This window comes from Phytohabitans sp. LZ39, from assembly GCF_059359075.1.
Map to the genome: position 1 here is coordinate 157,227 of NZ_JCADBM010000020.1, position 18,991 is coordinate 176,217.

15 protein-coding genes and 1 tRNA gene are annotated in these 18,991 nt (G+C 72.1%); 6 read left to right on the forward strand and 10 right to left on the reverse strand.

Annotated features, from left to right (window positions below; all coding sequences use genetic code 11):
* Positions 1–257: 257 nt before the first annotated feature.
* Positions 258–509 (forward strand): DUF3040 domain-containing protein, encoded by a 252-nt coding sequence (locus AC5L36_RS32565; RefSeq protein ID WP_441222598.1) that lies wholly within the window; start codon positions 258–260, stop codon positions 507–509.
* 8 nt (positions 510–517) lie between these two features.
* On the opposite strand, the gene AC5L36_RS32570 is transcribed toward AC5L36_RS32565, so the two are convergent.
* From AC5L36_RS32570 to AC5L36_RS32580, 3 genes are all read right to left on the reverse strand, one after another.
* Positions 518–1,846 carry a glutamate-cysteine ligase family protein gene (locus AC5L36_RS32570; protein ID WP_441222599.1) on the reverse strand — a complete coding sequence of 443 codons (1,329 nt, stop codon included), beginning with the start codon at positions 1,844–1,846 and terminating at the stop codon, positions 518–520.
* A 955-nt stretch (positions 1,847–2,801) separates the two neighbouring features.
* Complete coding sequence (locus AC5L36_RS32575; RefSeq protein WP_441222600.1) at positions 2,802–3,698, reverse strand: AfsR/SARP family transcriptional regulator; 897 nt, start codon at positions 3,696–3,698, stop codon at positions 2,802–2,804.
* Positions 3,698–6,127, reverse strand: coding sequence for an ATP-binding protein (locus tag AC5L36_RS32580; protein WP_441222601.1), 2,430 nt, complete (start codon positions 6,125–6,127; stop codon positions 3,698–3,700). The genes AC5L36_RS32575 and AC5L36_RS32580 overlap by 1 nt, the downstream gene beginning before the upstream one ends.
* A 455-nt stretch (positions 6,128–6,582) precedes the next feature.
* Here AC5L36_RS32580 and AC5L36_RS32585 point away from each other — a divergent pair, with 455 nt between their 5' ends.
* Both AC5L36_RS32585 and AC5L36_RS32590 read left to right on the forward strand, forming a co-directional pair.
* On the forward strand, positions 6,583–7,002 hold the full coding sequence (locus tag AC5L36_RS32585) for a hypothetical protein (RefSeq protein WP_441222602.1): 420 nt from the start codon (positions 6,583–6,585) through the stop codon (positions 7,000–7,002).
* A complete protein-coding gene (locus tag AC5L36_RS32590) occupies positions 6,999–9,197 on the forward strand; it encodes an ATP-binding protein (protein ID WP_441222603.1) in 2,199 nt (732 codons plus the stop codon). Before AC5L36_RS32585 ends, AC5L36_RS32590 begins: the two co-directional genes overlap by 4 nt.
* A gap of 245 nt (positions 9,198–9,442) precedes the next feature.
* Here AC5L36_RS32590 and AC5L36_RS32595 read toward each other — a convergent pair whose 3' ends face one another.
* The 4 genes from AC5L36_RS32595 to AC5L36_RS32610 form a co-directional block, all read right to left on the reverse strand.
* A complete protein-coding gene (locus AC5L36_RS32595) occupies positions 9,443–10,636 on the reverse strand; it encodes a hypothetical protein (RefSeq protein ID WP_441222604.1) in 1,194 nt (397 codons plus the stop codon).
* A 626-nt stretch (positions 10,637–11,262) separates the two neighbouring features.
* Positions 11,263–12,501 (reverse strand): RNA polymerase sigma factor, encoded by a 1,239-nt coding sequence (locus AC5L36_RS32600; protein WP_441222605.1) that lies wholly within the window; start codon positions 12,499–12,501, stop codon positions 11,263–11,265.
* An 8-nt stretch (positions 12,502–12,509) separates the two neighbouring features.
* Positions 12,510–12,935 carry a YciI family protein gene (locus tag AC5L36_RS32605; RefSeq protein WP_441222606.1) on the reverse strand — a complete coding sequence of 142 codons (426 nt, stop codon included), beginning with the start codon at positions 12,933–12,935 and terminating at the stop codon, positions 12,510–12,512.
* Between the two features lie 129 nt (positions 12,936–13,064).
* The gene (locus tag AC5L36_RS32610) at positions 13,065–13,520 is read right to left on the reverse strand and encodes a carboxymuconolactone decarboxylase family protein (protein WP_441222607.1); all 456 of its coding nucleotides are present in this window, start codon (positions 13,518–13,520) and stop codon (positions 13,065–13,067) included.
* Between the two features lie 102 nt (positions 13,521–13,622).
* Between AC5L36_RS32610 and AC5L36_RS32615 the strand changes: the two genes are divergently transcribed.
* The 3 genes from AC5L36_RS32615 to AC5L36_RS32625 all read left to right on the forward strand — a co-directional run bounded on the left by AC5L36_RS32615 (position 13,623) and on the right by AC5L36_RS32625 (position 17,762).
* Positions 13,623–14,027, forward strand: a complete 405-nt coding sequence (locus AC5L36_RS32615) for a four-helix bundle copper-binding protein (RefSeq protein WP_441222608.1) — start codon at positions 13,623–13,625, stop codon at positions 14,025–14,027.
* A gap of 48 nt (positions 14,028–14,075) precedes the next feature.
* Positions 14,076–14,324 (forward strand): hypothetical protein, encoded by a 249-nt coding sequence (locus tag AC5L36_RS32620; RefSeq protein ID WP_441222609.1) that lies wholly within the window; start codon positions 14,076–14,078, stop codon positions 14,322–14,324.
* 303 nt (positions 14,325–14,627) lie between these two features.
* Positions 14,628–17,762 (forward strand): S8 family serine peptidase, encoded by a 3,135-nt coding sequence (locus tag AC5L36_RS32625; RefSeq protein ID WP_441222610.1) that lies wholly within the window; start codon positions 14,628–14,630, stop codon positions 17,760–17,762.
* Positions 17,763–17,825: 63 nt separating this feature from the next.
* Here AC5L36_RS32625 and AC5L36_RS32630 read toward each other — a convergent pair.
* The 3 genes from AC5L36_RS32630 to AC5L36_RS32640 all read right to left on the reverse strand — a co-directional run bounded on the left by AC5L36_RS32630 (position 17,826) and on the right by AC5L36_RS32640 (position 18,954).
* Positions 17,826–17,900: transfer RNA gene (locus AC5L36_RS32630), tRNA-Val, on the reverse strand.
* Between the two features lie 73 nt (positions 17,901–17,973).
* Positions 17,974–18,438 (reverse strand): peroxiredoxin, encoded by a 465-nt coding sequence (locus AC5L36_RS32635; RefSeq protein ID WP_441222611.1) that lies wholly within the window; start codon positions 18,436–18,438, stop codon positions 17,974–17,976.
* Between the two features lie 81 nt (positions 18,439–18,519).
* Complete coding sequence (locus tag AC5L36_RS32640) at positions 18,520–18,954, reverse strand: DUF3052 domain-containing protein (protein ID WP_441222612.1); 435 nt, start codon at positions 18,952–18,954, stop codon at positions 18,520–18,522.
* Between the last annotated feature and the right edge of the window lie 37 nt (positions 18,955–18,991).

Here is an 18,991-nt window from a genome sequence, read left to right on the forward strand (position 1 = left end):
GATACGGGACGGTAGTTAACCTTCTGGGCTGACTCAAGGTGACGACCCCCATCCGGGCGCCCGCTTAAGCCCGCGCTGCATCGCTTCGGGATCTCGCGGCCCCGGGATTCCCGGCGCGGAGCAGCGCAAACCGATCTGCGGAGCAACACGGCCGTTTATCCCGTCGCGGATGACGGCCTCAACCAGATTTAAGGACCCGCTAAGAGTGGCACCCGCCGGACGCTTGAAGGCCCCATGCGGTGGGTAAGTGCGCCGTCATGCTCAGCAGCGACGAGCGGCGCCGGCTCGATGCGATGGCGCAGCACCTTCGTACCACAGACCCTGACTTCGTCGCCCGCATGGGCGACCGCACGGGATCCCGCCACGGTCGCGTGCTCTTCGCCGTCAGCGCCCTGCTCTGGGCTACTGTGCCGGCTCTCGCGTTCATCGGCGGCTGGGTGGCCGGCATGGTCTCCGCCGCGGTGCTCGTACTGGCCGGCATCATCGTCCTGAAGGCAAGGCGCTGGTAGCCACGTTCCTACCCGATGGGCACGCGGCCTGCCGCCACCAGGGCGGCTGGCCGCTCACGTTGCGGCCCGGTCCACTCCGACACGGCCCGCTCGGCGAAGGTGACCCCGCTGCGCACCACATCGTCGAGCGGATCGAGCAGGTGCTCCGTGCCCGGCCGCTCCCAGCCCGCGTTGACCCGCGCCCGTAACCCCTGGCGGGCGAGGCCCAGCAGAGCCTCCGCGGTCGCGCCCACGGACCGGTCGCCCACCATCGCGTCGAGCCCTTTGACCGCCACGTCCTCCGACGCCTGCGCCAGGTCCGCGGCGGTGATGCCGTCGAGCAACGCGAGCGCCGACCGCCGCGCCGGCGCGTGGTAGGCCAACCCGACGCAGAACGCCGGCGCCGCCGCGAACGCCTCCCACGGCAGCCCGTCGAACGCCCGCATCTCGAGCGTGTGCCGGGCCCGCACCTGCGGCCACACCTGGGAGAGGTGGGCCCGCCAGTCGTCCAGGTCCGGCGCCGTGCCGTCGCCGAAGCCATGCTCGACAAGCTCACGGAACGGCCGGGCCGGCCCGGGCACGTAGCCCGCGCCCACCCGCCGGTAGATCATCGGCAACGCGCTCCCCCACTCGACCACGTCGGCGGCCGAGACGTCGGGCCGCACCGCGAACTCCAGGACGCCGCACCGGCTCGGATCCACGTAGCCCCACATCTGCATGCGGCGGGAGAGCACACCGGTCGGCCGCCCCTCCTCGATCGGCGAGTTGACGAACAGCGCCGCCGCGATCGGCGCCGCCTTCACCAGCAGCGCCAGCTTCTCCCGGAAGTCCTCCGGCGACAGGTAGTCCACTGTGGTCTGTGTGGAGAGGGTCAACCCCATGACGTTCTCCGCGAACGCCGCGGCGGGCCCCAACCCTCGGAAGTAGCGGCGCATGATGCCGATCCGCGGCTTCGGCGCCCACGGGATCCGCTCCCGCGGCGTGAACGGCACCAGCCCGCCCGGCAGCAGGGCGAGACCACCCCGCGCGGCAAGACCGGCGATCACCCGCAGATCGCGCCGCGCGGTCGCGACGAGGGCACCGAGCGACTGGAACGGCGCCGACGAGTACTCCACCGCGCCACCCAGCTCCAGCGACAGCTGTGCACCGTACGCCAGCTCCACGCCGACGAGCGCGCCCCCTTCGAGGACGGGCTTGGCGCCGAGCTCGCGGACCGCCCGCTCCAGCAGCGCCCGCGACCCGCACGGGCCGTCGTAGGGCGCGCTCCGACCACTTCGCTCGTCGACCAGGCCGAGCTCGACCTCGATCCCGATCCGCTCGTCGGCCGCTGGTGCGAAGACCGCCAATCCGTCCACCATCGCCTCCCACCCAGCCGCGCGATAACCACCCGTAGCCACACGACCACACAGAGGCACCAAAGGGCAAGGGCCTGTACGCGACGCGGCCCGGCTCCAATCTCAGAGCCGGGCCGCGCCGTCACCACCTATGCGCCGTAGCTCTCCGGGTGGAGATACTCCAAGATCCACAGCGCGATGGGCACGGCGGCCAACACCGCGAGCGTCACCGCCGTCCACCAGTCACGAAGAAACTTCACCTCGCCCCTTCCCGGCCCCGGCGCCCTGTGACGCGACGCGCCTCCCACGGGGCACCGGTGCCAGCCGGGGAACTTACCCCGCTGGGGCGCGTCTGTCCACAATGGGCGGACCAGAACCAACGCGAGTTTCCCCGACCTCCAACCCCTTATTTCACATAGATATGTGAGCTACCGCGACGCCCGTCGTGGTCCAGACCGCTGCGCGGTCCCCGGGGAAACGTGGAGCGCGGCGGAGCGTTTTCTTGGGGTGCGTCTCCCGCGGCCTCACCCATCCGCCGTTGGTCGATCTTGTGTCGCGGGCCTGGCAGTGCGGGTCGGGGATCTCGGCGAGCGCCAGCTCGCCGCCGACCCGTGCGGTCTCCGGCGGGAGCAGCGGTCCGCCGCTGACACGGCCCGGGAAATCCTGCGCTGAGGACCATCACGAAGGTCATCACCCTGATCCGGGATCCACCCACCGCCCTCGGCGGTCTGGAAGGCAAGCGAAACGTGGCTGCGACGACTCGGCCGGCTTCCTTGATCGAGGCGGCGGAGGCAGGTCAGGTTAGTGATCGTGGTGAGTTCTTGCTCCTGGAGGGGCAGTAAACGTCCACGATCCGTTTGGGCGTGGTCGCCCTCTGCGCCGATCAAGGAAACCGAACAAGCGATAGCGTGTCTGCCCCTCAGCCTCTGACTTCAAAGATCCGTGGACGACCTCGGGTCGCGTGGAGCGACACGCTGCGTTACTTCTGGGCGGTGGCCGGCGCGCTTTCCCGAAGCTCGGCTATGTATTGGTCTCCGGTGGCCTGGTAGACGTTTACGCAGTTGGTGGCGGTCATCGTCACGGAGCCGCCGGCGGAGGCGCGGCGGGCCGGCGGGTCCGGCGGGCGCCTGTCGCGGTCGGGTTCGTTCGTCAGCTGGCGGGCGAGGGCGACGACATCCGGGCCGGGGCGGGTCTTCGCGACATCTCGCAAGCGGTCGGCCGTGCGTGCCATGAAGGCTGGGATGAGCGCCCGCTGCCCGCTCGCCGCCAGGCCCCGGATCGCCAGCGCCAGCGTCTTGTCGGTGGGGTCGTCGAGGGCCAGCTCGGTCGCGCGGGTCGCCATCGCGGTCGCCCGGCCGGCGCGCAGGTGAAGGTCGAGGAGGTCGTAGGTCGCGTCGAGCCGTTGCCGCCTCATCCGCACCCGGTGCGCGTCCGCCCAGAGGCCGGTGACGTCGGCCAGTGCCTCGCCGCGCCACAGGGCGAGGGCGCGCTCCAGCGTCTCCGCCGCGCGCTGGTGGTCGCCTTCGCGGTGGCGGACGCGGGCGGAGGCGCGCAGGTCGACGAACCTCCGGTAGTCGACCACCCGCGGGTCGACGTCCAGCTGGTATCCGCCCAGCCGCCGGTTGGCCAGCGACAGGCGGTCACCGCCGCCGCGGGCGATCGTCCGCCGCACGGCGCGGACGTAGGTGGCGACCGTCTCCTCGGCCTTCGCCGGTGGGCGAGCGCCCCAGATGTGCTCGACGAACGTGTCGACCGACACCGGGCGCCCGGGGTTCAACGCCAGCGTCGCCAGGACGCAGCGCTCCGCCGCCCGCCCCGGCGCGAAGGTCGCGCCGTCGATCTCCACCTCGACGTCGCCGAGCAGTCTGATCTCCATCAGCGCGGGCAATCGCTGAGGAGGTCGGCCGCTGTCTTGGCGCCGCCTGGCACGCCTATCCGTTGGAAGACCGCCTGTGCCTGGCGGAACAGGCCGGCCGCCTCCGCCGGCGCGCCGGCGCGGGCCGCGCATCGCCCGGCGCCGAGAAGCGCGTTGGCCTCGGGGTGGGGCAGTCGCGCCCGCTCGGCCAGCTCCAGCGCCCGGCGGTAGCGGATGACCGCCTCGCCCTCCTGGTCGAGGAGCAGCAGCAGGTCGCCGAGGTTGACCAGGGCCTCGGCCTGGCCGAGCGCGTCGGACAGCGCCTCGAAGATGACAAGTGCCCGCCCGTGCCGGTCGGCCGCGCTCTGGGTGTCACCGGTGAGTCGGTCGAGGACACCGAGCTGGTTGAGCGCGTCGGCCTGCCCGGCCCGGTTGCGCATGCCCTGGTACATCGCCAGCGCCTGCATCATCAGCCGCCGCGCGCCCGGGTACGCGCCGGTCTGGCACAGCACGATGCCGAGGTAGTTGAGTGCGTTGGCCTGGCCCGGGCGGTAGCCGAGCTCGCCGTGGATCGTGAGCGCCTGGGCTAGTGCGTCGCGGCTCTCGTCGTACTCGCCCATGTGGCAGTGCGCGGCGCCGAGGTAGTTGAGTGCCTTCGCCTCGCCGTGCCGGTCGCCCAGATCGCGGTAGATGTCGAGGGACCGCCGGTGCGCGTCGACGGCGGGCGGGTAGCCGACCGTCAGCTGCTGGATGCCGCCGATCTGGCGCAGCGTGTCGGCGGTGCCGTGCGGGTCGCCGAGCTCCTCGTACAGCGCCAGTGCCTCGCGCTGCGCCGCGAGCGCTTCCCCGTACTCGCCGCTCGCCCAGAAGACGAGGCCGATCTCGTTGAGGGCCTCGGCACGCCCCTGCGGCACGCCGAGATCCTGGTAGATGGCGAGCGCCGAACGCAGGGCCGCGGTGGCGCGTACCGGGTCGCCCGCATGCCGCCGGACGCCGCCGAGCTGGGTCAGCACGTCGGCGACACCGCGCTGGTACCCGCTGCTCCGGTGCAGCGCCAAGGCTTGGCCGAGGGTCGTTTCGGCGTCGTCGTAACTGCCGGTGTGGCGATGCAGGGTGCCGAGCTCGCGCAGCGCGTCGGCCTGTGCCCGCCGGTTGCCGGCGGCACCCGCCGTGGCCGCCGCCGCGCGGTGCAGCGAGATCGCGCGGTCCCAGGGGCCGGCGAGGCCGAGGTACGGCGCCATCGCCGTGGCGAGGGCCGGGAGCACGGCTTCGGCGGGATGCGCCGGTGCCGTGCTCGAGCAGGCGAAGAGGTTGGCCTGCTCCACCCTCATCCAGCTCATCGCCGCGTGCCGGCTGTTGATCGGTGGAAGGCGGCGGACCGCCCCGTTCGACGCGCCGGCGGGCGGGCCGGCGCGGCGGGACAGGTGCCGGGACGCCGACTCCGCGGCCCGCCGGTAGTAGTCGAGCAACCGCGCCGTCGCCGCGCCGAGGTCGGCCGGTGCGTCGCTCTCGGCGCGCATGACCGCGTACTGCCGGATCAGGTCGTGCAGCCGGTAGCGGCCGAACGCGGGCTGGTCGACGAGGTGGTGATGGTAGAGCGCGTCGAGGCTCTGCCGCGCCTGGTCCGGTGTCGTGTCGTTGAGCGCGGCGGCCGCGTACGGGTCGAGATCGGGCCCCGGGTGCAGTCCGAGGCGGCGGAAGAAACGCCGGAGGTTGACCGACAGCTGGCGGTACGACAGGTCGAACGCCGCCTCCACCGTCACGTCCTCGGCGCCCATCCGGGAGAGATGGTGCTTGGTCTGTGCGAGGTCGCGCACGAGCTCCGTTATCGGCCACTGCGGCTCCGAGGCCAGGGGTGAGGCCAGGAGGCAGATCGCGAGCGGCAGGTAGCCGCAGAGCCGGGTGAGGTCGTCGACCAGACCCTTCTCGGCGGGCTTGAAGTGACGGTTGGCCATCCGGCCGAAGAGCGCCGCGGCGTCCTCCGGCGGCAGCGTGCCCAGCGCCAGGCTTATCGACGCCTGCTGTGCCAGCAGTCCGGTCAGTCGCTGCCGGCTGGTGACCATCACGAGGCAGTGACTGGCACCGGGCAGCAGCGGTAGTACCTGCTTGCGGCTGTGCGCGTTGTCGAGGACGACCAGGGCGCGGCTGCGGGCCAACCGCTTGCGCCAAAGCGCCGCGCGCGCGTCCAGCGCCGCCGGAATGTGGGCGGGGCGCACGCCGCCGGCGGCCAGCAGTTCGAAGAGCGCGTCCGCCGGATGCATGGGCCGATGCCCGGTCGTATGCGCGTGCAGATTGATATAGAACTGGCCGTCCGGAAAATGGTCTTGCAACATGTGCGCGGCGTGTACCGCGAATGCGCTCTTGCCGACGCCGGGCATCCCGTCGATGACGTAGACGGGAATGATCCGCTTGGCCTCCGCGGTCTGGGTGACGTTGTGCACCAGGGCCATCAGTTCGCGCTTGCGACCGGTGAAGGCCGGAGTGTCCCGCGGAAGATCGTTGCAGGGTGCGGCCGGTGCGGGAGCCGTCGACGTGTTGTAGATGTACTGACTGCCACTCGATTGATAAACATGTTCGCTGTCTTGCACGTGCAGACGCCTTTCGCCCGCGGGCATGGCGTCGTCGGGATCATCATCTGCCCCTGGTGTCCACCCCACAACAACCACCGGTCCTCACTGATCGTGGTGTGTTAACTACCGTACGAGATGGACGCGAATACAGTTCAGCTCGATTCGAAGATCGGTCGAGACTGAAATGATCGGCTTTCTCATTCATTTCAATTCATTGGCGCCCGATGCCACTGAAATTGGTCGCCGTGAAAATTACGGATGATGTGGGACCACCACTTTGGCATGTTACTGGCAGCGATGCGTGCCCTACTCTGGGTGGTTGGGGAGGGGGCCGCATGATCGATCCCATGATGCTCGCCGTCGCGACGGCGCTGGCCACCAAGGCCGCGGAAGGGCTTTCGGAGGCGGGCCGCGCCGCGTTCGGCGCGCTCGTCCAGCGGGTCCGCTCCCGGTTGGCCGCCGAGCCCGGCGGGACGGGGACGCTGGAGTCGGCCGAGAGTCATCCCGGAGACGAGCGGCTCGTCGAGCGGTTGGCGGCCGCACTTTCCGTCGCCGCCGACCGCGACCCGACGTTCGCCGCCGACCTGGCCAGGCTGTGGTCGGCGGTGCGCGATGCCGCGGTGGTGGCCGCGCACGACGGCGTGGTCAACCAGCAGTCCGGCTCGGTGGGCGGACACGTCGTACAGGCACGTGACGTGAGCGGCGGGATCACGTTCGGCGCCGGCTCCGCCGAGGACTCCCGCGGCGGCCGATGAACCGGCCTGACCCGGGCGGCGTCAACACCGAAAACGCGATCGGTGGCTACGTCGGTGGACACGCGGTGCAGGCGGGGGTGATCCACGGCGGCGTACACGTCCACGGGGCGCCGCCCGCCGCGCCGCCCGCGCCCCGGCAGCTGCCACCGGCACCGGCGCACTTCGTCGGTCGCGAGCGGGAGCTGGCCCAGATCGACGCGATCGTCGCGCGGCCCCGCGGCGGGCCCGCGCTCGTCGTGATCAGCGGGCCGGGCGGGGTGGGCAAGTCCAGCCTCGCGCTCGCCTGGGCACACCGGGCCAGCGCGCGCTTCCCCGACGGGCAGTTGCACGCCAACCTTGGCGCGTTCGATCCGACGGGTCCGAGCAGCCCCAGCACGTTGCTCGCACACCTGCTGCGTTCGTTCGGCCTGGCACCCGAGCGGGTCCCGGCCGGCCTGGCGGAGCAGAGCGCGCTCTTCCGCTCGCTGGCGGCGGGCCGGCAGCTGCTCGTGTTGCTGGACAACGCGATCTCCGCGGCCCAGGTCCGGCCCCTGCTGCCCGCCGCACCGTCCTGTGTGGTGCTGGTGACCGCGCGGTGGCGGCTGGGCGGCCTGCTCGGCGACGGCGCCGCCTTCATGACGGCGGAGCCGCTCGGCGAGGAGGCGGCCACCGAGCTGCTGGCCCGCGCCATCGGGCGCGAGCGGGTCACGAGCGACACCGCTTCGACGTCGTCGCTGGTACGGCTCTGCGCCGGGCTGCCGATCGCGCTCACCATGGCCAGCGCGCGCCTGGCGACCCGTCCACGCTGGCCGGTGAGCCGGATCGTCGGCGAGCTGGCACAGGAACATCGGCGGCTGGCCGCCCTCGGCCGCGAAGGGGTATCCGTGCAGGGCGCCTTCGACCTCAGCTACCGGGCGCTCGACGCGCCGGCGGCACGCTGCTACCGGGCGGTGGGTTTGCACCCCGGTGCCACGTTCGGCGTGCCGGTCATCGCGGCGGCGCTGGAGGCCGGCGAGGAAGACGCGGCGGTGGCACTCGACGAGCTGGTCGAGGCGAGCCTGCTGGAAGAGGGCGCGGACGGGCGCTTTCGCCCGCACGACCTGGTGCGGCTGCACGCCCGGCAGGCCGCGGCCACCGATCCGGAGGCGCCCGCGCTCCTGCTCCGGACGCTCGAATGGCACCTCGCCGGTGTCCTCGCGGCGGACCACATCCTGACGCCGTACCGGGAGCGCGACCTCGACGCCCCGTTCAGGTACCTGCGGCCGGACGCCGTCACGCACGCCGGCCGCGGTGAGGCGCTCGACTGGTTGGAGGCGGAGCGGGACAACCTCGTGGCCGCGGTCCAGGAGGCCGCGCGCGACCGGCCGCTGCTCGCCTGGCGGATCGCGGACTCGATGTGGCCGTTGTTTCACCTGCGCCGCCACCACCACGACCGGATGGTGGTCGACCGCATCGCCGTCGAGTGTGCGACGCGCCTCCAGGACCGCAAGCGCGAGGCGGACATGGTGCGGCGCTGGGGATTCGCGCACTTCGACGTCGGGCGCTTCGACGAGGCGGGCGAGCTGTTCGAGCGCGCCCGCCGCCTTTCCGCGGAGTTGGGCGACCGCCCAGGCGTGGCCGTGGCCATCGGCGGCCTCGGCATCGTGGCGGCGGCCCACGACCGGTACGGCGAGGCGATTGTCCACTTCGGAGAGCAGGAGCGCCTCTGCCGCGAGCTGGGCGACCTGCGGTGTATCGGCTTTGCGCTGTTTCGCCTGGGCACCGCGCACAACGCGCTCGCCCAGCCGGAGCCGGCGGCCGACCACCTGCGCCGGGCGGACGCGGTCTTCGCCGACCTCGGCGACGTCGACCCGTACAACCAGTCGCGGGTGCACATCGAGCTCGGCTACGCGCTGGGCCGCCTCGGCGACCGGCCGCAGGCGGAGAAGCGCCTCACCGCCGCCCTGCACCGGATGCGCGAGCTGGGCTCGCCGCGCGGCGAGGCCTATGCCCTGCACCGGCGGGGAGAGCTGGCCCTGGCGGCGACGGACCTGCCGCGGGCGCGTGCCGACCTGGCCCGTGCCCTACTGATCTACGAGCGGCTGGCGGACGTCGAGGCGGCTGAGGTACGCCGCCTGCTGGCTACCCTTCCAGCACCCGACCCGGCTCCATCCAATCTCGACAGTGACGCCGTCGAGCGCGGCGACCGGCCGCCCGGACGCCAGCCACCCGTGTAGAAACGCGGCGACCGGCACCGGCCGCCCGCCCGCGGCCGTGACGAGCGATCCGTCCCGGAGCCCGAGCAGGGTCCTCCCGTCACCGCGGTCCATCGCCACGATCCCCGCGCCGGGAAACCGTTCCAACGCCTCGTGAATCCACTGTGGAGAGGGCTGCGCGCGCCGGGCGACGATGACGTCGGCCACCTCAAGCCAGCGCGGCGGCGCCCGATCGACGTCGGCGATCACCGCGACCTCGGGGCGGCTCACAGCCGGCTCCGGTCGTCGCCGACCGGCATGGGCCGGCCTACCGGCGCCGGCGCGCAGCCCGTCTCCGGTTCCGGCAGCCGCAGCAGGTGGTACATCCGGGCGCGCAGCAGGCTGGCCGCCGCACCCGGCCGGGCGGTGACCGCGCCGGCGACCCGGGCGTACGCGGCGGCGTCGAAGGAGGCGACTGCCGCGCGCAGCTGGGGACCGAGCGGGCGGCCCGGCTCCACCGCCCGGGTGACGGCGCCCATGATCTCCGCGGCCGCACCCGGCGCGGTCGGCGGCAGTGGTCCGGCCCGGAGCACGGGCACACCGGCGGCGGCCGCGTAGATCGTCGCCGAGCCGTGGTCACCGATGACGACGTCCGCCGCGGCGACGAGGCCACGCCAGCTCGCCGGGTCGACGAGCCGCAGCCCGGCCCGCCGCTGCCGGGCGAGCCACGCGAGCACCTGCCGGCTCCCGTGGCCGTGCCAGGCCCCCGGATGGATCACCATGGTCACCGCGTACCGGTCCGGAAGGTCGGCGACGAGGTCGAACAGGGTGTCCGGCGCGCGCCCGAGCAGCGAGTCCGGGCCCCAGGTGGAGCTGATCGCGACAAGCGTGCGCTGGTCGTCGACGCCCAGCGCCTCCCGATAGGCGGCGCGATGCCGCCGGCTCTCGACCAGGCGGTCCAGGCAGAGGTCGCCGGTGACGGCCGCCACGGGTACCGCCTCCGGGCACTGGTGCCGCAGAGCGTCCACCACGTCGGGGTGCGACACCGCCACCGCCGCCGGCAGGAGGCGGCCGAAGTGGGTGAACCACGGCGCGCCGAGGCCGACCACCATGCCGCCGCTCGCCCGGGTCAGCTTGTTGTTCATGACGCCATGGGCCAGCGCCAGCCACGGCCCGCCGAGCTCGTGCAGGCCGCCGCGATCGGCGGACACCACAAGGTCGAAGTCCGTGTGCACCGCCTGGTCCCAGTCGATCGCGACGACGCCCGCCGCGCGCAGGTGGTCGTGCACCCCACCGCTGAACCGATCCGGCGCCTGTGTGAACACCACCTGGATCCGGCGGTCCGGCTCCAGCAGCTCGATCGCGTCGAGCACGTGCCCGGCGCTCGCCATCGTGTGTACGGCGGCGAGCACGGTGCGCTCGGTCGCCACGGTCCGCCAGAAAGCGGCGTCACGCCCTATCGGAAACCTCAGCCATCGCATGCCGAGATCGTGCGACGCGTTGGCGGACAAGTTCCGTGCACGAATCCGGACACCAACCCGGACAGGATCTCCAATCGCGCAGGTCGGAACCGTGAAAAATTGTCACGTCGAATCGTAAGGGACAAAGACGCTTGCCCATACTTACGGGCTCGCAAGGAATTGTTCAGCGGGCTGACAAATAAGCTTGTAACGCCGCGCGCACGCTCAGCAAAGATCGCAATCTTCCTTGCGTGGCGCAAGCGTGCCCCGATAGCATGATCGCGAATTCGCGGGATGGCCCCAACGGGCACGGCGCCCCTCGCCAGCCGCGTAGAGACGTCACCGACCAGGAGGTTGCCCAGCCCAACGCAGTGGCGTCTCCTCCACCCACCATTCACCGGACGGCCGTCATAGCGGCCGGCATATCGGTGTGCCTAAATGGATAGAGGTTGATTAGCAGTGGTCAGGTTGATAGCCGCCGTCGCGCTCGCGCTTTCCCTGCTCGCCGCACCGGCCGCCGTGGCGGCGGCTCAGTCCGTCGCACCAGCGCCCAAGAAAGAGGCGTACCTTCACCCCGAGGTTCAGCGGCGATGCACCCCGCAGAATGCAATTTTCATCTGACCGCCCCGACTATTAAGAACGTAAATTCAGTCGGCGATGCGGGCGGCGCGGGCGTGCAGATATCGCTGCTGCGGCTGGCTTGTCGTGCGGCCGGCCGCCAGGTCGTACGCCGCGCGGGCCGCCGCCCGCTCGCCCGCCATCTCCAGCAGGTGGGCCCGGACCGCCTCCAGCCGGTGGTCGCGCGCGATCCGCTCGTCGGCCTCGAGCCCTCCGAGCAGCTCGAGACCGGCCCGCGCGCCGCGCACCATCGCCACCGCGACGGCGTGGTTGAGCGCGACCATCGGGTTGTCCGAGATCTCCATCAGCACCTCGTACAAGGCGAGGATCTGCGGCCAGTCGGTCGCCTCCGCGCTCGGCGCCTCGTCGTGGACCGCCGCGATGGCCGCCTGGATCTGGTACGGCCCGGCCACGCCCTTCGGCAGCACGGCACTGATCAGGTCGACGCCTTCCCTGACGTACGCCGCGTTCCACCGGCTCCGGTCCTGCTCCGCCATCGGGACGAGCTCGCCGTCCGGACCGGTGCGCGCCGGTCGCCGCGCGTCGGTGAGCAGCATCAGCGCGAGCAGGCCGGCCACCTCACCGTCATCGGGCAGCAGTCGGTGCACCATGCGGGCCAGCCGGATCGCCTCGCCGGCGAGCTCGGCGCGCTGGAGCGCCGGGCCGGAGGTGCTCGTGTACCCCTCGTTGAAAATCAGGTAGAGGACGTGGAGGACGGCGGCGAGCCGGGCGGCGCGCTCCTCGGGCCTCGGCATCCCGAAGGGGATGCCGCTCTGCTGGATGCTCTGCTTGGCCCGGGTGATCCGCCGGGTCATCGTGCCCTCGGGCACGAGAAACGCGCGCGCGATCTCGGCCGTGGTCAGGCCGCCCACCGCCCGCAGCGTGAGCGCGATCTGGCCGGCCGGGGTGAGCGCCGGATGGCAACACATGAAGAGCAGGATCAGTGTGTCGTCGGAGTCGGACACCGGGCGGTCGGCGGCCGGCGCCAGCCACTGCTCGGGCAGCACCCACTGGGCGACCGTGTCCTCGCGGCGCTGGCGGGCCTGCTCGCTGCGGAGCAGATCGGTCAGCCGCCGCGCGGCCACCGTGATCAGCCAGGCCTTCGGCCGCTCCGGCACGCCCTCCTCCGGCCACTGCGACGCGGCCGCGAGCAGCGCCTCCTGCACGGCGTCCTCGGCGGTGTCGAAGTGCCCGTACCGCCGCACGACCGCGCCGAGGACCTGCGGCGCGAGCGTGCGCAACAGGTCCTCGACCTCGGCGTCCGGCACGGCTCCGCTCAGAGCTCCAGCTCGTCCACGCCGTCGACGATCGGCCTGACGTCGACGTACCACTCGTTGGCGAGCTTGGCGTGCTCCGGGTGCGGCGTGTACGCGAGCTTGGCGGCGATCTCGGTGGCCCGGTCGAAGCTCTCGCACTCGACGATGTTGTAGCCGGCCAGGACCTCCTGCGTCTCCGCGTACGGCCCGTCGGTCACCACCGGCACGCCGTCCCGCAACCGCACCCGCCGCGCGTGCACCGGCGCGGTGAGCCCGCGCGCGTCGACGAACTCGCCGGACTCGACCAGCTCCTCGTTCCACTTGCGCATGAAGTCGTGGAGTGCGCCGATCTCCTCGGGCGTCCAGGCCGGGCTGTCTCCGCCGGCCTTCCCGGTGATCATGTCGTAGTCCCGCTGCGACCCCATCAGCATGATCATGTACTTCATGGCCGTGCTCCTCTCCACCGGCGCCACGGTGGCGCCTTCACAGGAGACGTCGGAGCCACCGCTCGCCACCGGACACCACCTTTGGAAGATAGTCGGCGAGCGCGGGCGGGGTGCCCCGCCCGCGCCGTCTCAGCCCAGGCCTTCGCCGGCGGGCTGGCGGATCGTGACGTTGAGGCGGTTGAAGAGGTTGGTGGTGGCGATCCACATGACGATGGCGGCCAGCTCCCGCTCGTCGAAGTGCTTCGCCGCCGCCTCCCACACGTCGTCCGGCACCGCGTCGCCGCGGTCGGCGATCCGGGTCGCCGCCTCGCTCAGTGCCAGCGCGGCCCGCTCGGCGTCGGTGAAGTACGGCGACTCGCGCCACGCGGCCACGGCGAAGAGCCGCTCGTCGGTCTCGCCGGCCTTCTTCGCGCTGCGCGCGCCGGCGTCGACGCAGTAGCCACACCCGTTGACCTGGCTGGCACGCAGGTGCACCAGTTCCAGGATCGAGGCCGGCACGCCCACGCCGTGCGTCACCTTGACGAGCATGTTGATCGCCTTCATCGACTCCGGCAGGACCATCGCCGGGTTGGTCATCCGCTGCATTTCCGTCTTCCTCTCTCGGTCTTCGTTACCGCGTTGACGGGACCCGCGGGGAAGAGGTGACACGGCCGCATGAGACGCCCGTCACGGGGAATCGAGCCCTCCATGACCACGACGCTCTCCATGCTGGAGACCCATCCGCGGCGGGCGGACGTCGACCGGACCCGCCTCGCCGCGGCGATCGACTCGCTGAACGCGTGCGCGGAAACCTGTACCGCGTGCGCCGACGCCTGCCTCAGCGACGACCAGGTCGCTGACCTGACCCGCTGCATCGCGCTCAACCTCAACTGCGCCGACATCTGCCTCGCCACCGCCCGAATGCTGTCGCGCCACGCCGGTGCGGACGGCGCGATCAGCCGGACGATGCTGGAAGCCTGCGCGACCGCCTGCCGCGCGTGCGCGGAGGAGTGTGCCCACCACGTCGAGCGGCAGCAGCACTGCCGGGTCTGCGCCGAGGCGTGCTATTCGTGCGAGCGGGTCTGCCGCGACCTGATGGTGGCGTTGCGGTGACGACCGGGCCGCGGTTTGTGGGCGGCCCGAGCGGGTAGCCCTTTCGGTATGAGTGCAGACACCGATGGCGTCTGGCGGGACGAGGAGAAGCTGCCGCTGTCCGAGCTGACCCGCGCGATGGCGAGGTCACCCGGGGACGGGCAGGTCGACGACGAGTCCGGCAACGACGCGGGCATCGTGCAGGCCGAGGAAGAGGTCCGGCGCGAGGTGGACGACACCGATGGCGAGCCCGATCCGCACAGCGCGGCGGGCCGTGCGCTGCGCCCCGACTTCACCGGTCACACCGGACCGCACTGAGCAACCCCCCTTTGAAAGCCTTGTGAAAGACCCCTGCAAGCCGTCGCGGATAGATTCCTGTCCACACCGCGACGTTGAACGCCGGCCACATGTGTCGCGTTCCTGACCCTGCTGTGCCGCAACCGATACGTCGTGCCAGGCGTGTTGCCGGCCGCGACCGTTGGAGTCGGCAGAGCGGGGAGAGACGTGAAAAGACTGGGCAGGCTTGCGCTAGCGCTTATTGTCCTATTAGGAGCGAGTGCGACCGGGGCCGCCGCTCCGCAACCGGCGGCCGCCGCCGGTCGTGCCGCGGAGCAGCGGTGGGTGACGCTCGTTACCGGCGACCGGGTGCTCGTCCGGGTGCTCGGTGCCCGGGTCGAGGTGGTGTCGGCCCGAGCGGGCGAGGGCCGGCACGTGGGGTTCGTGCGGCATGCGGACCGCGGCGGCGAATACGTCCTGCCGACCGACGCGTTGCCGCTCGTCGCGGCGGGCCGGGTGGATCGGCGGTTGTTCGACGTCGCGGCGCTCATCCGCATGGGATACGACGACTCGCGCCCGGATCTGCCGGTCATCGTGGGTCACCAGGGCTCGTCCGCCCGGTCGGCCGGTGAGCGGCTGCGCGACGCCGGCGGCCGGGTGACACGTGACCTGCCGGTGATCGGTGCCTCGGCCGCCACGGTCGGCAAGGCTCGCGCCGGCGCGTTCTGGCGGGCGGCCACCGAGTCCGGCCTGAGCGGCCTCTGGCTGGACGGCAAAGGCAAGGTCAGCCTGGATCGAAGTGTGCCACAAATCGGTGCGCCGGCGGCCTGGCAGGCCGGGCACACCGGCGCCGGTGCGACCGTCGCCGTGATCGACTCCGGGCTCGACGCCACCCATCCCGACCTCGCCGACGCCGTGGCCGGCGCGAAGGGCTTCGTCGACGAGGAGCCCGGCACCGACGACCGCAACGGTCACGGCACCCACGTCGCCGGCATCATCACCGGCAACGGCGCGGCGTCCGGCGGCGAGCGGGTCGGTGTCGCGCCCGACGCCAAGCTGCTCGTCGGCAAGGTGGCGGACGTCTACGGCGACGTCTCCGAATCCCAGGTGATCGCGGCCATGGAGTGGGCCGTCGACGAAGGCGCCGACGTGGTGAACATCAGCATCGGCTTCTACGACGAGGAGGGCACCGGTCCGCTCGAGTCGGCGCTCAACCGGCTGGCCCGGGACTCCGGCACGCTCTTCGTGGTGTCGGCCGGCAACGACGGTCCCGCGCCCGGATCGCTCGGAAGTCCCGGCACGGCCGACGAGGCCCTGACCGTCGGTGCGGTCGACCGGCAGGAGGCCCTGGCCGACTTCTCCTCCCGCGGCCCGCGCATCGGCGACCTGGCCGTCAAGCCCGACATCACCGCGCCGGGCGTAGACATCGCGTCGGCTCGGGCGGGCTCGGACGGCGACCCCTACGTGGCCATGTCCGGCACCTCGATGGCCGCACCACACGTCGCCGGGGCCGCGGCGATCCTCGCCGGCCAGCACCCCGGATGGGACGCCGACGAAATCAAGCCGGCCCTCATGGGCAGCGCCACGCCGAGGGACGGCGCCACCGTCTACGCGCAGGGCGCCGGGCGGGTGGACCTCGCGCGGGCCACAACGCAGTCGGTGACCGCCGCGCCGGCGAGCCTGAGCAAGGGGTTGGTCCGCTGGCCGTACGCCAGCGGCGCGGGGACCACCGACACGATCACGTACCGGAACCACGGAAGCGCCCCGGTGACGCTCGACGTCGCGACCGACGTGCGGGGACCGGACGGCCAGCCGGCGCCGGCCGGGATGTTCACCGTCGAGCCCGCCCAGATCACGGTGCCGGCCGGCGGCACGACGTCGGTGCGCCTGGTCACGGACCCGTCCGGACCCCGGCCGCCGGGCATCTACGGCGGGTACGTCGTCGCCGGCGACGGGCGAACGTCGGTGCGGACGCCGGTCGCGGTGACCCTGGAGGTCGAGAGCTACGACCTGTCCCTCAGCTTCCTCGACCGGGGCGGCGCGCACACGTCCTCGTACTCGGTCCAGGTGACGGACGTCGACACCGGGAAGAGCAGCGAGCCGTACGACGCCTCCGGAACGGTCGGCGTGCGGCTGCCCCGGGGCCGCTACTACGTCACGGCCACCGTCACGACCCCCGACGGCTCTGGCGGCGACAGCACCACGCTGGTCGCCGAGCCGCTGGTGACGGTCACCGCCGACAGCACGTTCGTCGTCGACGCCCGGCAGGCCGTGCCGGTCGGGCTCGCCGTCGACCGGCCCACGGCCCGGCCCGCGTCCGCCGAGTTCGGTTTCTCCCGCCGGGTGGCCGGCTACGACGCGGAGACGCGGTACTTCGCGGAGAACTTCGACGGGCTCTTCGTCCGGCCGTCGCGCACGTCCGCTCCCGCCGACGAGTTCACCGTCCACATGCGAGGCCACCTCGCCGAGCCGGACGGCACCGGCGGATTCACGGGCAGCCCGTACTTTTACCACCTGAGCTGGACCGACGCCGCCGGCGGCCTGCCGGACACGCTCGTCAAGCGGATCCGTGACGCCGACCTGGCCACGGTGCGCACCGAGATCGCGGCGTCGGCTCCGGACCAGGTGGCCCGCAAGGACAACCTCGTCGACGTGGCGACCCCGGCCACGCTCGTCGAGCGCTACACACCGGGGCTGGAGTGGCGGCGCGAGGTCTCGCTGCGCCCCCGCGGTGCGGGCGAGTACGAGTACACCGCGTTGATCCGGTCCGCGCCCGCGACCTACCGGCGAGGCACCACAGTGGAACGCTGGAACGCCGCCCCGTTCGGACCGTCCTTTCCGGACCATCCCTCGCTCGGCGGGCAGGGCGGCTGGCGCTCGGACGACACGATCGGATACACCCTGAACCTCTTCACCGACCAGGCGGACCGCCACGTGGGCTGGTCGGCCACCGACACGGCCCAGACGGCGCTGTCGCGAAACGGCCGGCAGGTGGGCGTGGGAGACGGGCTGAGCGGCTCGTTCGACGTGCCCTCCGCGCCGGACACCTACCGGCTGGAGGCCAGCGCGACACGATCCACCGCGACACTGTCCACAAGGGTCGACGCGGCCTGGACCTTCCGGTCCGGGCACTCGGCGGCCCCCGACGCCCAGCCGTTGCCGTTGCTGGCCATCCGTTTCGCACCCACGCTCGACCAGCGAAACCGGGCCAAGGCCGGCTGCACGTTCGCGCTGCCGGTGCACGTGCAGCGCCAGCCCGGCGCACCGGCGAGCGGGCCGCGCGCACTACGGGTCGACGTGTCCTATGACGACGGTGGGCACTGGCAGCCCGCGCCGCTGACCGGCTCGGGCTGGAGTCGCACGGCGGTGATCACCCACCCGGCGGCGGACGGTTTCGTCTCCTTGCGCGCCACCGCCGTCGACCGCGACGGAAACACCGCGGAACTCACTCTGGTCCGCGCCTACGCCATCGGCTCGTAGGGCCGCGTCTCGCCGGGGCCGCGGCCACTCGTCGCGGCCCCTGGCGGGAGGGCTCCGCTGGCCTGGTGGGCGCGGCAGGGTTCGAACCTGCGACCCCTCGGTTGTAAGCCGAGTGCTCTTCCGCTGAGCTACGCGCCCCGACGCCGGCTGTGAGGCCAGGCGGCGGCAATCGTACCTTGCCTGCCCTTGGCGATCGGCGCAAGTCGACGGGTCAGGCCTCCACCTCAGCCAGCGCCTTGCGCCAGCCGGCCTGGTCGCGGGCCTCGCCGGGCATGTTCATCTCGGCGAACCGGACGATGCCCGCCTTGTCGATGACGAAGGTGCCGCGGTTGGCGTAGCCGCGGTCGGCGTTGAAGACGCCGTACGCCTGGGCGACCGCGCCGTGGGGCCAAAAGTCGGACAGAAGGGGAAAATCAAACCCCTCCCGGTCGGCCCACACCTTGTGGCTGTAGACCGAGTCGACGCTGACGGTCAGGACCTGGACCTCCGCGTTGGCGTAGGCGTCGAGGTTTTCCGCCACCTCGCACAGCTCGCCCTGGCACGTGCCGGTGAACGCCAGCGGGTAGAACACCAGCAACACGCTCTTGCCGCCCCGGAAGTCGGACAGGCGGACCTCCTGGTTGTTTTGGTCGCGCAGGAGGAAGTCGGGCGCCTCCACGCCCACCGGGATCGGCATCGGTGAAACCCTTCTCGTAGAGCGCATGGCGACGGGCCGGCGGTCCGTGGGAGGGGGCGCCGCCGGTCGTACGCGGGATGGCTACTTCTTGCGCGCGGCGCGCGGTGTCACCAGCCGTGCCGCACTCCAGTCCTTACCCGCGTTGACCGTCGACGTCTGCTGGAGCCCGGCGGTCGGTGCCACCTCGCTGATCTCGCTCGGCTCGACGTGCCCCGGCCGGCCGGCCTTGGGCGTCAGCAACCACACCACGCCGCTGTCGGCGAGGGGGGTCAGCGTCTGTACCAGCAGGTCGAACAGGTCGCCGTCGCCGTCGCGATACCAGACCAGCACCGCGTCGACGACTTCGTCCGTGTCTTCGTCGACCAGCTCCCCGCAGCGGTCTACAAGGGCGTCGCGGAGATCCTCGTCGACGTCGTCGTCGTAGCCCATCTCCATGACCACCATCCCCGGCTCGATGCCGAACCGGTCCGCCAGGCTGCGTACGCCGTCGGCGGCCTGACCAGCGGTCGCGCTCACTGTCGCATGCCTCCTCATCTCAACAGCTCCCGGCGTG